This is a genomic window from Microbacterium protaetiae, assembly GCF_004135285.1.
In the GTDB taxonomy this organism is placed as follows: Bacteria; Actinomycetota; Actinomycetes; order Actinomycetales; family Microbacteriaceae; genus Microbacterium; species Microbacterium protaetiae.
Map to the genome: position 1 here is coordinate 434,141 of NZ_CP035494.1, position 14,404 is coordinate 448,544.

Sequence of the window (14,404 nt, forward strand, 5' to 3'; positions counted from 1 at the left end):
TGCCCGATGCGGCGGTACACCTCGGGCCGCGCACGACGCAGTCACAGACCCCAGAAAACCGCAACGATCGACGGGACCAGCAGTACCGCCGGCAGGATGAACGTGGTCGGGGTGTTCTCGGTCTGGCCCAGCATGACGTTCCAGTTCGACAGAATGAGCACCCACACCGTCCCGAGTGCCAGCACCGCGATGATCGGCGCCACCCACCGCGAACCCACCCCCACATCGCGGCGGTCGCGCGCGAAGTAGCCCATCACAGCGACCGAGACGAGCACCATGAGCAGCACGAGTCCGAAGGCGCCGAGGTTCGTCAGCCAGGTGAACAGGGTCAGCACGGCGTACGGGCCGTTGTCGGGGTTCCAACCCAGCTCGCCGACCGCGAAACCGATCACGACGATCACGGCGATGACGCTCTGCGCCAGCGACCCGGCCCACGGCGCACCGCTGCGCACGCGAACCGTGCCCAGCACCGCCGGCAGCAGCCCTTCGCGTCCGAGCGAGAACGAATAGCGGGCCACGGCGTTGTGGAAGCTGACCAGCGCTGCGAACAGGCTCGTGGTGAACAGCAGCGACATGATGTCGACCCAGATGACACCGAGGTGCTCGGCGACGAAGTTGAAGAACAGTGGAGGACCGGCCTCTTCCGGAGAGATCCCGCTCGGGTTCTCGATCTTTCCGGGCCCGACGGCCAGCGTGAGCGCCCACGAAGAGAGCGCGTAGAACACGCCGATGACGCTGACTGCGAGGAACGTGGCGCGCGGGATCGTGCGCTTGGGGTCTTTCGACTCCTCGCCGTAGATCGCAGCCGACTCGAACCCCATGAACGCCGCGATGCCGAACGCAAGAGCCGCGCCCACCCCCGGCACGAACAGGGCGCCGGGCGTCAGCGGCGCTGCGGTGAACCCCTCAGCGGGGTTCGCGAACGACACGATGTCGAACACGATCACGACGAGGAACTCGAGGGCCACGAGCACGCCCAGCACCTTCGCCGACAGGTCGACGCGATTGACCCCCATCACCCCGACGACGATGATGCCGATGAACACCCACAGCCACCACGGACTCGCCCACCCCGTCTTCTCTTGGATGAACGAGGAGACCTGGAACCCGAGCATCCCCCAGATGCCGATCTGCATGGCGTTGTACGCGATGAGCGCGAGCACCGACGATCCGATGCCGGCCGGACGCCCGGCGCCCTGAGCGACGTAGGAGTAGAACGCGCCGGCGTTCGTGATGAACCGGCTCATTGCGGCATAGCCGATCGCGAAGATGCCGAGCGCGACGGCCAGGACGATGTAGCCGAAGGGGATGCCGGTGACATTGGTCACCGATAGCGAACTCGTGACGCCGCCGGCGACGACCGTCAGCGGCGCCGATGCCGCGACGATCATGAAGGCGACGGCGAAGACGCCCAGCCGGCGGTGCGCGTCGGTTCTCGTCGTCGACGTAGTGGGTGCAGACATGTGGCAGCTCCTTCGATGCGGTCCCGTCATCCGACAGAACCCCAACATCCTCCCCCGCCCGTCGCACGGGCACATGACCGCCCGGGCACGGAGCTTGCCTGGCCGGGCAGAAGTGAGCACTGGACCTTTCCGGCGGATCGTATATGATGACAGCATCCCGAACCTGCGAGGTGATGATGCCCGTGTCGGCGACTGCGCGCCCCGAATCCGTTGCGACCACTCTCGCGCGCGACATCAGCCAGTTCCGTGCCGCCGTGAACGACTCGTTCGTGCCGCTTCAGGTGACGCCCTCGCACATGGACACGTTCCGGGGCATGATGCGCGCCGCCGCTGTCGACGAGGTGCACGTCACTGACCTGCGCGCCACGCCGCACGTCGTGGAGCGCACGCCCGAGTTGATCTCGCGCGACGACCGCGACTATTTCAAGGTCAGCCTGATGCTCACCGGTACCGGGCTGCTCATCCAGGACGGGCGAGAGGCCGTGCTCGAGCCCGGCTCGCTCGCGGTGTACGACACGAGCAGACCATATTCGCTGGTGTTCGACGAGGACTTCCGCAGCATGATCGCGATGTTCCCGCGCCACCTGATCAGCCTGCCTGCACACCTGGTCGGCGAGCTGACGGCGGTGCGCATCAGCGGCAGCGAGGGCCTGGGCGCCGTCGTCGTTCCGTATCTCAGCCAGCTGGCCGTCAATCTCGACCAACTCGCCGGAACCACCGGCGCCCGCCTCGCGCACAGCGCGCTCGACCTGGTGACGACCGTGTTCACCCGGGAACTCGGACTCGACGACGTCGGAGCCGACCCGCACCGCGCGCTCATGCAGCGCATCCGCGCGCACATCGACCGCAACCTCGCCTCGACCGAGCTCAGTCCCGGCTCGATCGCGTCGGCGCACTTCATCTCCACCCGCCACCTGCACGGCCTCTTCCAAGAGCAGGGCATGACCGTTTCGACGTGGATCCGCACGCGCCGGCTCGAGCAGTGCCGCCGCGACCTGATCGACCCGGTCTATGCGGACCGCCCGGTCGCCGCGATCGCCGCACGGTGGGGGTTCGTAGACGCCGCGCACTTCAGCCGCGCGTTCAAAGCGGCCTTCGACGTCTCACCGAGCGAGTACCGCAACTCGCGCTGAGCGCTCACCGCACGCATTCCGCCGAGGTCGCACCTGTTCCACCGAGGTCACACCCGCCCGGCGGTGCCCCGCCTGCGCCGCTCTTGCCCTGCGCGGCACGGCGGTTGACTGTCGGCGCGCGATAGGCCGCGATCCGTTGATACTCCTGCGGGCCACGCGAAACATGGGCAGTCGGGATGCCGCGCCGAAGCGGCATCCGGCAGCAGAGGAGTCCCGCCGTCGTGACCGTTGTGCCCGAAACCACTCGCCAGGTCGTCTTCCCCACGCGCGAGAACATCGCCGTGCAGACGGTGCCGGTGCCACGTCCCGGTCCCGACGACGTATTGGTACGCGTCGCCCTGGTCGGCATCTGCGCCACCGATCTGCACCTGCTGGCCGGGCACATCGGCGATCCGTTCCCGCTTGTTCCCGGGCATGAGTTCGTCGGTGAGGTCGCCGCGATCGGCGAGCGCGCGGCCGAGACCCGTCGGCTGCGCACCGGCGACCACGTCGCCGTCGAGATGCTGTTGCCGTGCCGCTCCTGCGCCCGCTGCCGGGAGGGCCGCTACAACCTGTGCGAGAGCGACGACATGGCCACGGGCTTGTCGCGCGGGCGCCAGTACGGCGTGAACATCCCGCAGACGGTGGCGCCCGGCCTGTGGGGCGGATACGCCGAGTACCTGCACGCACCGGCTGAGGCGGTCATTCATCGACTACCCCCTGAGCTGCCCTTCGAGCGAGCGGTGCTGGTCGAGCCGCTCGCCGTCGCCCACCGCGCGATCGCGCGCGGCGGGGTCGGGCCGGGCGACGGCGTGGTCGTGATCGGACCGGGCCCGGTCGGCATCCTCACCGCCGCCGCAGCCCGCGCCGCCGGGGCCGGCCGCGTCGTCGTCGTGGGCACACGCACCGAGCGGCTGGACCTGGCTCGACGCTTCGGCGCCGACGCCGTCGTGAATGCCCGCGAGACCGCCGACGTGACGGCATCGGTCATCGATGCCCTCGGCGGAGAGCGCCCCGATGTCGTGATCGAGATCGCCGGTGTCGCCGCGGCACAGCAGGACGCGGTGCGCCTGGTGCGCCGCGGCGGCCGCGTCGTTCTCGCCGGGGCCTGCGGGGCGGATGCACCGGTGACGTTCCGCGCCGACGAAGAGCTGCTCACCCGCGAGCCCGACATCCTGCCCAGTTTCCTGTCGGCAGGCGGCTTCGAGCCCGCGATCGCTCTGCTCGCGCGCGGCGAGTTTCCCTTCGAAGACCTCGTCACACACCGCTTCGGCCTGGCCGAGACCACCGCCGCGTTCGACACCGTCCGCGAACGCCGCGACGGCGTGCTCAAGGCCGTGCTCGATCCCTGGAAGAAGGAGAACCGATGACCGACACCACGACCGACCCCGCGCTCGACGAATGGCGCACCTACGACGACTTCTCGGCCGGGATCGACACTTATCGCCTGCCGAACACCTCGCTGGCCGGCACCGCCCTGACCATCACGCTCGACGACGGGTCGCGCATCCGGCTCGCCTTCGATGAGGATGCCGTGGCCTGGTCGGCGACGGGAGCGATCGAGGTGCCCGAGGGCACCCGCGATCCGTACGATGCCGTAGCCGTGCGCGAGGACGTCGTGTTCGTGAACCTTCCGTTGGAAAGCCGCGAGCGCGAGGCGCTCACGCTCGTGTACTCGACGGCGACGCACCGTGCACTGGCCGTCGTGTCGCACATCGACGATGAAGAGGTCGAGGGCACCCCCCGCGTCTCGCAACGATTCTTCGCCGGTGTCACCGACCGAGGCGAGCCGACCGGCGAGGCGCCCGGCCCCAGCCGCGACCTCATCGGCAAGCGCAACGTCTATCGGTACAGCCCGCACCACCTGTACGAGCACGTGTACATCTCCAGCCAGCGCTATGCCTGGCAGTGCCTCGAGGGCGTACAGCGCGGGCACGGCGACATGGACCTGTCGACGGTGTGGCGCTTCGCCGACGGGCTGTATCTGTTCTGCTTCCGCGAGTTCCGCATCGCGGTGGCCAGCGTCTGGCTGCACGACCTCGGCTACCAGCTGATGACCACCGGCGTCTTCCTGGGGCTGAACGGCGAGGGCCGCGCCGAGCACTCCCGCGGCGGCGGACACATCTACCCCCTCGGCTCGGTGTCGTACCCCGACGCCCAGCCGATCTGAAAGGAAAAGGAATGAGCAACGCCGACATCATCCGCGCCCACTACGCGGCATCCGATCGTGGCGACCTCGAGGGGATGCTGGCGCCCTTCGCCGCCGAGGTCCGGTGGACCGAAGCCGCCGGATTCCCCTACGCCGGCACCTACGTCGGCCCGCAGGCGGTGGCCGAAAACGTGTTCGGGCGCATCCAGGAGGACTGGGACGACTACACCGTCGCCATCGATGAGATCGTCGACGGCGGCGATGTCGTGGTCGGGATCGGCACCTACTCGGGCACGTACAAGAAAACCGGGCGGTTCTTCGCCGCCCGCGTCGCGCACGTGTGGCGTCTGGAAGACGGCCGCGTGCAGGAATTCGAGCAGTTCTGTGACACCGAGCTGGTCGGGCGCGCGCTGCGCGACTGATCCGGCGCCCTGCACCACGGCGGTGCAGGCGATGAGAGAGGCAGGGAAGCGATGAAGAAGAAGCTGATGGCTGCGGCGGCGCTGGCCGTCGCCGGCGCGCTGGCGCTGGGCGGCTGCGCCGGAGCCGGCTCCGACGCCGGCGGCGACATCGTCGTCGGATCGGTCAACACCAAGAGCGGGGCTGCGACGTTCCCGGAGGCCTCACAGGCCGCCGCGGCCGTCTTCGACGCGTTCAACGCCGCCGGCGGGCTCGACGGTCGCAAGATCGACTACAAGGCGCTCGATGACAAGGGGGACCCGGCGACGGCGACCGCCGCGGCGCGCGAACTGGTGGGCAGCGACGAAGCCGTCGCGCTCGTGGGCAGCGCCAGCCTCATCGAGTGCGAGCTGAACGCGAAGTACTACGCGCAGGAGGGCATCCTCTCCATCCCAGGGATCGGGGTGGACACCGGCTGCTTCGACAGCGACAACATCTCGCCCGCCAACGTCGGCCCGTTCAACGACATGACCCTCACCCTGCTGTACGGGTCGGAGGAGCTCGGACTCACCGACATCTGCGTGCTGCTGGAGATCGCGGGGTCGACGCGACCGACGTACCAGGCCGCGATCGATCGGTGGACCGCCATCACCGGCAAGAACCCGCTGTACATCGACGACACCGTTCCGTACGGGGCCAGCGATTACACCCCGTACATCGTGAAGGCGCGGGACAAGGGCTGCAAGGCTCTCGCGATCAACCCGGTCGAGCCCGATGCGATCGGTCAGGTCAAGGCCGCCAACGCTCAGGGCTGGGATGACGTGACATGGCTGTATCTGACCAGCGTCTACAGCGAGAACTTCGCGAAGGCGATCAGCAATGCCGGTGCCGGCATCTACGTGCCGGCCGAGTTCTATCCGTTCACCGAGGACAACGACATCAACCGGGAATGGCGCGACCTCATGACGAAGAACGACATTCCGCTGACGGCGTTCAGTCAGGGCGGCTTCCTGGCCGCGAAGCACTTCATCACCGTGCTCAAGACGATGAAGGGCGATATCACGCGCGAGACCGTGAGCAAGGCGTTGCAGGAGATGGAGCCCATCGAGAACCCGATGATCGGCACGCCCTACCACTTCGGCGTCGACAACACTGCGGGATGGCCGATCGTGCTGGGGAGCGGCACCCACGCGTGGGAGAAGGTCGCCGACGACTGGTTCCGCATCCCGGAGAACTGATCCCCGGTGGCCCGGTGCGCACGCGCCGGGCCACCGCATCCACCCCTTCTTGTGAGACGGAGGATCGCAGATGATCCAAGGTGCTCTGGCGGGCCTGGCAGCCGGCGGGCTGTATGCCGTCCTCGGCGTGTGCCTGACCCTCATGTCACGGCTGGTCCGCGTGGTGAACTTCGCCCAGGCCGCCACCGGCATGTTCGGCGCTTTCTGCGCAGTATGGCTGGTCACCCACGCCGGCTTCCCGGTGTGGGCGGCGACACTGATCGGCGTCGTGATCGGTGGTGCGCTGGCCGCGGCGATCGGCTGGATCGCCGCGACCTGGCTGAGCGAGGCCGACGTCACGACCCGGTCGGCGATGACGGTCGGCCCACTGCTGCTGCTCATCTCGCTCTCGTTCATCCTGTTCGGGAACAAGCCGCAGCCGTTCGCCCCCATCATCGCCGGGCCCGCGTTCCACATCGGCGGCGTCGTGGTCAGCCAGGTCACCGTCGCCACGGTCGGAATGGCCGTGGTCATCGCCGTCGCCGTGCACGTGCTGCTGACGCGCACCTCAATGGGCACCCAGCTGCGCGCCCTGTCGGAGCGGCCGACCACCGCCGAACTGCTCGGCATCAGGTCGCGGCCGCTGTCGATAGCCGTGTGGTTCACCACCGGGATCATCAGCGCCCTCGTGATCATCATCATCGCCCCGTCACAGTCCAACGACGCGACGAGCCTGGCGATGCTGATCGTCCCCGCGGCGGCGGCCGCACTGCTGGGCGGCTTCCGGCGCCTGGACCTGACCGTCGTCGGGGGCCTCGTGCTGGGCATGCTCGGAGGCCTGGTCGCCCAGATCGACCAGGTGTCGCTCGTGCGCAACTTCCTGCCGTTCCTGTTCATCGTGGTGCTGCTGCTCTGGTCGCAGCGCAAGGAGGTGTGGGATGCGGCTCGCTGAACGTCCTGCCGTCCGCATCGGCTGGCCGATCGCGGTCGGACTGGTCGCCATCGCCGTCGGGTACGCGCTGAGCGTGGGCCTGAGCGGCTACTTCGTCTACCTGGCCGTCAGCGCCGTGACCGCGGCCATCGCGATCATGGGGCTCGGGATCGTCACCGGTTCGGCCGGCATGATCGCACTGTGCCAGCTCACGTTCGCCGCGATCGGCGCGTGGGTGGTCGCGGCGCTCAACGTCGCCGAGGCACCGGGCGGTTTCATCGTGTGGCTGGTGATCGGCGCGGCTGCCGCCGGTGGCGCGGGCGTGCTCGTCGGCCTGCCCGCGCTGCGACTTCGCGGAGTCAACCTCGCCGTGGTCACCCTCGGGTTCGCGGCCGCCGCTGATGTCACGCTCGTGCAGATCCAGTTTCCGGGGTCGGCCGACGGCGTCGCCGTCCTGCGTCCCGATGCGTTCTCCAGCGACCGGGAGTACTTCTTCTTCAGCATCCTGGTGCTCGCCGTCTGCGGCGTCGCCGTCTTCTTCCTGCAGCGCGGGCGGTGGGGGTCGAGCTGGAAGGCGGTGGCGTTCTCCGAGCGCGGCACGGCCGCCGCGGGGCAGAGCGTGCAGACCGCCAAGCTCACCGCCTTCGCCGTCTCGGCGGCGCTGGGCGGAGTCTCGGGCGGACTGCTCGCCGGGCAGGTGGGCCTGCCGTTCGCGTCGAGCTTCACCCCGCTGCAGTCGCTGGCGCTGTACATCCTCGCGATCATGAGCGGCGCGCATCTGATCGACATGGCGATCTTCGGCGGCGTGCTGTGGGTGCTCGTGCCCGAGCTGCTCAAGAGGTGGGGCGTGCCGCAGGACTGGGGATTCGTCATCTTCGGCGTGCTCGGCGTGCAGGCTCTGACCAGCGGGACGAATCTCGGCCAGGGCATCCGCAATGTGTGGTGGAAGCGCACGGACCGCGCTGCGGCGGCGAAGAGATCAGAGTCGACGGATGCCGCGGCTGCGGCATCCCCGCCTGTCGATCCGGTCACCACCACAACGGTGGCCACGCTCGATCCGGCGGAGGCGACCGGCGCGCCCGTGCTGGTCGTGGAGGGACTGACCGTCACGTTCGGCGCGCTGCGGGCTCTCGATGACGTGTCGCTCGAGGTTCCTGCGGGCACGATCATGGGACTGATCGGGCCCAACGGCGCCGGCAAGTCCACCTTCGTCGATGCGATCAGCGGCTTCCTACAGGGTCACGGCGGCCGGGTCACGCTCGACGGGCGAGACCTGAGTGGGCTCTCGCCCACCCGGCGCGCACGGCTGGGGCTGCGCCGCACCTTCCAGCAGGACCGCGTACCGCCGGCGCTGACCATCGACGCCTACGTGCGCTTCGTCGCACGTAGGCGGCTCGACAGGCAGGACATCGACGACGCCCTGGCGTTCTTCGGCTGCCCACCCGCGCACACGCGACTGTCGGGGGTGGACGTCGGCACGCGCCGGCTCGTCGAGGTGGCGGCCAACATGCTGGCACGGCCGCGACTGCTGCTGCTGGACGAGCCCGCGGCGGGCCTCTCGCACGAGGAACATCTGGCGCTGGCCGCACGGCTGCGCGATGTTCCGTCACGGTTCGGCACCGCGCTGATCATCATCGAGCACGATCTTGATCTGGTGCGCTCGGTCTGCCCACGGCTGACCGTGCTCGACTTCGGCAAGGTGCTCGCGTCGGGGCTGCAAGACGAGGTGCTCGACGACCCCGCCGTGATGAAGGCCTACATGGGCGAGACGGAGATGCTGTGATGAGCGAACACCTGACTCTCGACGATGTCACCGTCAGCCGTGGTGCCGGGCCTGTGATCTCCGACGTGAGCCTCTCGGTGCGGCCGGGAGAGATCACCGCCCTGGTCGGCCCGAACGGGGCCGGCAAGACGAGCCTCATCGAGTCGATCTCGGGCGTCATCGCCCACTCCGGCGGGCAGATCCGCATCGGCGACGAGCCGATCGGAAAGTTGTCACGTGTGGCGCGTGCCCGGCGGGGAATCGTGCACATCGAGCAGGGCCGGGCCGTCTTTCCGTCGCTGACCGTGCGCGAGAACCTCTCGCTGACGGCACGCAGCGATGCGGAGGCGCGTGCGGCGCTCGAGCACTTCCCCGAGTTGGAGAAGCGGTGGGATGCCCCGACCGCGCTGCTTTCAGGCGGCGAGCAGCAGATGGTGGTGCTGGCGCGGGCCTTCGCCGCCCGGCCGCGGTTCCTGCTCATCGATGAGATGAGTCTGGGTCTGGCGCCGGTGGTGTTCACGCGCCTGTTGCCGATCGTGTCGACGCTGGCCGAGTCGGGGGTCGGGGTGCTGCTGGTCGAGCAGTTCACGAACCTGGCGCTCGGCCTGGCCGGCGATGCGCTCGTGGTCGCCGGCGGGCGAGTCACCTACCAGGGCTCCGCGCAGCGGCTGCGCGAAGACCCGGCCATCCTCCACGAGGCCTACCTGGGCCGGGCGGCGTAGGCGACGGGGCGGGGCCGGCGTCGGGGCGGGATACCGCGCGGCCCCTCCCCCTCTCCGCGAGACAAGGGATTCCGTTCGAAACCAGGCGCATAGCCCTGGGTTTCGAGCGGAATCCCTTGTTTCGGCGTTTGGGCGGTCTCCCCGCGAGGAGCGCAGCGGGCGAGTCGAAACGACCCCACGGGCGACAAGCGGCGGGGCGCCGACCTTACATCCCGGCGTGGTCGAAGGCCAGCGTGGGGACGTCGACGATGTGCGCGCCGCCGTCGGCGACGAGCACGGCTCCGGTCACGTACGACGACTCCCCCGAGCCGAGGAATCGCACGATCGAGGCGATCTCGGCGGGAGCAGCGGGCCGGCCCAGTGGCACATCCGCGGTGACGGCGGCGTAGCCGTCCTCGCGGGAGGCGAGACCTGCCTGCTCGGCGAACTCATCCATCTCCTCGTCTGCCATCGGGGTCTGCACCCATCCGGGGCACACGGCGTTCACGCGGACTCCGGCCTTCCCGTAGTCGCGGGCCAGAGTGCGGGTCAGGCCGATAAGGGCGTGCTTGCCCACGGTGTATCCCGCCACCGACGGGCCGGCGAAAAGACCCGCGAGCGACGAGACGATCACTATCTGCCCCTTCGACTCGACCAGCGCCGGCAGGCACTCACGGGCCATGACGAACGCGGTGGTGAGGTTGGCGCGCAGCGCCTGATCCCATGCAGCGTCGTCGGTCTCGCCGACCGGGGCGAAGCCGTGCCCGCCCGCATTGGCGACCAGCACATCGAGACGCCCGAATCGCGCCAACACCTGGGCGACTGCGTCGCGGGCGGCGGCCGTGTCGGCGGCGTCGGCGACGATCACCCTGCCTCCGACGCTGGATGCCACGTGCTCGAGCGGCTCGCGCCGACGGCCGACGACCACCACGTGCGCCCCCTCCGCCGCATACCGCTCGGCGACCGCGGCGCCGATGCCCGTGCCGCCGCCGGTGATCACGACCACGCGCCCTGCGCAACCGTTGCCTGTGAACGTCATCTTTCTCCTCGTTGTCCTGACAGTCCTGTTCAGGCCGGGAATCCCGAGCCTGCACTGTAGCCGAAGTCGCTGACCAGCCCCGCGCCGTCGATCGGCCGCGAGGCCGGCGAGCACAGGAACGCGACCTGCGCCGCGATCTCGTCGGCGCTCTGCACCGGATAATCCTGCCCGCCGAAGCCATCGCGAAGGCCCAGGTCACCGCGGCTCATCGGGGTGTCCACGACCGACGGGCAGATCGCGTTCACCCGGATCCCGTCCCCCCGCAGCTCGACCGCGGCCGCACGCGCCAGCTGTAGCACGGCAGCCTTCGAGGCGCAGTACGGGGCCATCCCGGGAGCGGCGACGAACGCCGAGTCGCTGGAGATCATCACGACGGATGCCGCGTCCGAGCGACGCAGCAGCGGCACGGCCGCGCGCAGGGCGAGGAACGCGCCGCGCGCGTTCACGTTCATGACCGCATCCCACGCCGACGCCGGGGTCTGCGCCAGCGGCGTGCCGACCGGTCCGGAGATCCCGGCGCACACCACGAGCAGATCGAGTCCGTCTAGGAGTTCGCCCGCGCGCTGCACGGCGGCGTCCAGCGCCGCCTCGTCGGTCACGTCAGCGACGAGGGGGCGCACGACGGTGGGTGCTGGGGCCGCCGCGTCTGCGAGCACCGCACTCACGGCATCCCGCACCGCAGCTTCATCGCGGTCGACGAGGGCGAGGCGCACGCCCTCGGCTGCCAGGGCGCGCGCCACGGCACGGCCGATCCCTCCCGCGGCGCCGGTGATCAGCGCCGCACGCGAGCGGATGCGCAGGTCCATCGTCGGCCTTCTTCCTTGGGGGCGCAGAGCCATCCTCCCCGGTTCCGGCGGCGACGTGTGCGCGGTGTGCGCTGAGGCAACAGCCCCGGGCGCGGAACGTCAACATATGGAGGAATCCACCGGCGAAGATGACAGAGGCGACCGCAGATCCGAGCGCGGCCGCTTCTGTCGCGACCGCGAGCAAAGGAGCATCCGTGACCGAATCCACCAACCTCTCCGACACCAGCACCTGGTTGCCGCTGGACGGGCTGGCCCCCGGCTTCGACGCCAACAAGGCACCCCTCTCTGACGCGCTGGTCGGCCGCACCCTCACCGTGGTCGACGACCGCGGCACCCGCATCGCGCACACCTTCGGCTCAGGCTCGGTCTCGTGGGTGTACAAGCCGGGCGAGTCCGACCCGACCGAGCCCGCCGCCCAGACCGACGCGTGCGAGGTGTTCGAGGTCGACGAGGATCTGTACTACGCCCAGTTCCACCACGACTACCTGCCGAACGAGGCGGTCTCACTCTTCCTCGACCTGCGCAGCGGGTACGCGCTCGCGGTGGTCAGCATCATCGGCGAGGCCGCGCCCGGCCACACCGCCGTGCAGCAGCTCTTCGCCCCGAGCCGGATCGAGGAGCTCGCCCAGACCGGTGCCGCCCCGGCTCCCACGATCGAGCTCATCGGTCGCCGCGCCATGTGGGTCTACTCCAGCGAGCACACCTACGAGCACATCTACCTCACGCCGCACTGGTACACCTGGCAGTGCCTGGCCGGCCCCGAGCAGGGCCTGGCCGACACCGACGAGCAGACCACCTGGCGCCTGCGGCCGGGTATCTACGTGTTCGCGTGGCGCGAGAAGGTCATTCCCTGCGCCTCGGTGACCGTCGCCGACCACCGCGACCAGCGCTCGCTCCGCTCGCACGGCGTGCTGTTCGGCCTCGACGAGGCCGGCACCTCGCAGACCCATTTCACCTTCGGCGCGTTCGGACGGCTGCTCTCGAACACGGTGCACCCCGCCGAGTACGACCCGGCGCTGCGGGATGCCGCGGATGCGGGCGCGTCCGAGGGGACGAACTGAGATGACCGCCGACCTCATCCTCACAGGCTGCGTGATCCGCACCGTCTCGGCCGCCCAGCCGGTCGCCGAGGCGATCGCCATCGAAGGCGGCCGCATTCTCGCCATCGGCACCGCCGACGAAGTGCTCGCCCACCGTGGACCCGACACCGAGGTGCGCGACCTGAACGGCGCCGCGGTCTATCCCGGCTTCGTCGACGTGCACAACCACCACGCCGTCGCCGGGCGCACCGACCTGTTCGAGCTGACGCTGCCGGTTTCGTTGACTGCCGAGCAGATCCTCAAGCGGGTGCGCGAGACCGCCGCGCAGCTGCCGGCCGACGCGTGGATCACCGGCGGGGTCGTGGCATCCACCGTTCTTCCCTCGCTCGGCACGACCGCCTGGCGGCGACGGCTCGACGAGGCCGCCGGCGGGCGTCCCGTGATGATCGCCGAGGACTCCCGGCACAACCGCTGGGCATCCACCCGGGCGCTGGAGCTGGCCGGGATCACCGCCGAGACCCTGCCGGAGGGCGGGATCACCGTCCTCGACCCCGAGGACGGGACGCCCACCGGCGTGCTCATCGAGGCGGCCGGGATTCCGGTGCAGGCGGCCTTCGAGCGCAGCGGCGGGCTGAGCCCGGCCCAGCACGCGGCGGCATCGGCCCGAGGCGTCGAGCTGGCCAACAGCTACGGGATCACCGCGTTCCAGGACGCGGCCGTCTCGGTCGACATCCTCCAAGCGCTCGCCTCGCTCGATCAGGCCGACGCGCTGAACGCGTGGGCGGTCACCTCGCTGCTGATCAACGATGAGATCTTCGGCTTCTCACCGCTGGGCGACGCGCTGCTCGCCCGCGGCGAGGAGTACCGCACGGCGCACCACCGCCCCGACTTCGTGAAGATCTTCCTCGACGGAGTGCCGCCGATGCGCACAGCGTCGTTCCTGGACCCGTATGTTCCGGATGACGCGCACGGCGCGCACTTCCACGGCACGACGACGATGGACTTCGACCAGCTCTACGGCTGGCTGCGGCGCGTCGCCGAGCAGGGTCGCGGCGCGAAGATCCACTGCACGGGGGACGGCTCGGCCCACCTCGTCCTGGACGTCGTGGAGCGGCTGCGCGGTGAAGGCTTCACCGACGCGATCTTCCAGATCGCGCACGGGCAGTTCCTGTCCGAGGCCGACATCCCGCGCCTCGCGCAGCTCGGCGTGGTCGCCGACATCTCTCCGTTCATCTGGTTCCCGGGCGTGATCACCACGGCACTGGGCGAGGTGCTGGGCACCGAGCGCGTCGAGCACCTGCAGCCCAACCGTTCGCTGCTGGAGGCCGGTGCGCTGGTCGCCGGCGGCTCGGACTGGCCGGTCTCCGAGTCGCCGAACCCGCTGGAGGGCATCCAGGGCCTGATCACCCGCGCCGACCCGCTGCACCGCGCGCCGGGCGTGCTGGCGCCCGAGCAGGCGCTGACCGCCGAGGAGGCGCTGCAGGTGTTCACCCTCAACGCCGCGCGCGCGATGGGTCTGGACGCCGAGACGGGATCGCTGGAGCCCGGCAAGTCCGCCGACTTCGTGGTCCTCGACCACGACTTCGTGACCGGCCCGGCCGAGGAGATCATCAACACCGTGGTGCGCGAGACCTGGTTCGCCGGGCGGCGCGTCTACCGGGCCTGAGCCCCGGTCGTTGAGCGAGCGGAGCGAGTCAAAACGACCACGCCCACCTCACCCGGTCGTTGAGCGAGCGAGTCGAAACGACGTCGGCTCGAAGCGCGTCGTTTCGACTCGCCTTCGAC

The 14,404-nt window shown here is 69.7% G+C and carries 13 protein-coding genes; 10 read left to right on the forward strand and 3 right to left on the reverse strand.

The genetic code is table 11. The features are described 5' to 3' along the window. Window positions 1–41: 41 nt before the first annotated feature. Entirely contained in the window at window positions 42–1,463 is a 1,422-nt protein-coding gene (locus ET475_RS01980) for an APC family permease (RefSeq protein WP_129385524.1), read from the reverse strand. A 176-nt stretch (window positions 1,464–1,639) separates the two neighbouring features. On the opposite strand from ET475_RS01980, the gene ET475_RS01985 reads away from it, so the two are divergent. The 8 genes from ET475_RS01985 to ET475_RS02020 all read left to right on the forward strand — a co-directional run bounded on the left by ET475_RS01985 (window position 1,640) and on the right by ET475_RS02020 (window position 9,755). After that, a complete protein-coding gene (locus ET475_RS01985) occupies window positions 1,640–2,596 on the forward strand; it encodes an AraC-like ligand-binding domain-containing protein (RefSeq protein WP_129393558.1) in 957 nt (318 codons plus the stop codon). Window positions 2,597–2,772: 176 nt separating this feature from the next. Continuing rightward, on the forward strand, window positions 2,773–3,945 hold the full coding sequence (locus ET475_RS01990; RefSeq protein ID WP_129385525.1) for a zinc-dependent alcohol dehydrogenase: 1,173 nt from the start codon (window positions 2,773–2,775) through the stop codon (window positions 3,943–3,945). Then, entirely contained in the window at window positions 3,942–4,745 is an 804-nt protein-coding gene (locus tag ET475_RS01995; RefSeq protein ID WP_129385526.1) for a MoaF C-terminal domain-containing protein, read from the forward strand. The genes ET475_RS01990 and ET475_RS01995 overlap by 4 nt, the downstream gene beginning before the upstream one ends. 11 nt (window positions 4,746–4,756) lie before the next feature. Next, window positions 4,757–5,146, forward strand: coding sequence for a nuclear transport factor 2 family protein (locus ET475_RS02000; protein ID WP_129385527.1), 390 nt, complete (start codon window positions 4,757–4,759; stop codon window positions 5,144–5,146). Between the two features lie 51 nt (window positions 5,147–5,197). Then, window positions 5,198–6,361: an ABC transporter substrate-binding protein gene (locus ET475_RS02005; RefSeq protein WP_129385528.1), complete on the forward strand. Its 1,164-nt coding sequence runs from the start codon at window positions 5,198–5,200 to the stop codon at window positions 6,359–6,361. 70 nt (window positions 6,362–6,431) lie between these two features. Continuing rightward, window positions 6,432–7,292, forward strand: a complete 861-nt coding sequence (locus ET475_RS02010) for an ABC transporter permease subunit (protein WP_129385530.1) — start codon at window positions 6,432–6,434, stop codon at window positions 7,290–7,292. Continuing rightward, window positions 7,279–9,054, forward strand: coding sequence for a branched-chain amino acid ABC transporter ATP-binding protein/permease (locus tag ET475_RS02015; protein ID WP_129385532.1), 1,776 nt, complete (start codon window positions 7,279–7,281; stop codon window positions 9,052–9,054). Before ET475_RS02010 ends, ET475_RS02015 begins: the two co-directional genes overlap by 14 nt. Beyond that, window positions 9,054–9,755 (forward strand): ABC transporter ATP-binding protein, encoded by a 702-nt coding sequence (locus ET475_RS02020; RefSeq protein ID WP_129385534.1) that lies wholly within the window; start codon window positions 9,054–9,056, stop codon window positions 9,753–9,755. The genes ET475_RS02015 and ET475_RS02020 overlap by 1 nt, the downstream gene beginning before the upstream one ends. Before the next feature lie 205 nt (window positions 9,756–9,960). On the opposite strand, the gene ET475_RS02025 is transcribed toward ET475_RS02020, so the two are convergent. Both ET475_RS02025 and ET475_RS02030 read right to left on the reverse strand, forming a co-directional pair. Continuing rightward, window positions 9,961–10,773 carry an SDR family NAD(P)-dependent oxidoreductase gene (locus tag ET475_RS02025; protein WP_129385536.1) on the reverse strand — a complete coding sequence of 271 codons (813 nt, stop codon included), beginning with the start codon at window positions 10,771–10,773 and terminating at the stop codon, window positions 9,961–9,963. A gap of 29 nt (window positions 10,774–10,802) precedes the next feature. Continuing rightward, window positions 10,803–11,579, reverse strand: coding sequence for an SDR family NAD(P)-dependent oxidoreductase (locus ET475_RS02030; protein WP_129385538.1), 777 nt, complete (start codon window positions 11,577–11,579; stop codon window positions 10,803–10,805). Window positions 11,580–11,773: 194 nt separating this feature from the next. Here ET475_RS02030 and ET475_RS02035 point away from each other — a divergent pair, with 194 nt between their 5' ends. Then, window positions 11,774–12,640 (forward strand): molybdenum cofactor biosynthesis F family protein, encoded by an 867-nt coding sequence (locus tag ET475_RS02035; RefSeq protein WP_242497732.1) that lies wholly within the window; start codon window positions 11,774–11,776, stop codon window positions 12,638–12,640. Window position 12,641: 1 nt separating this feature from the next. After that, window positions 12,642–14,285, forward strand: coding sequence for an amidohydrolase (locus ET475_RS02040; RefSeq protein WP_129385542.1), 1,644 nt, complete (start codon window positions 12,642–12,644; stop codon window positions 14,283–14,285). Window positions 14,286–14,404: the final 119 nt, after the last annotated feature.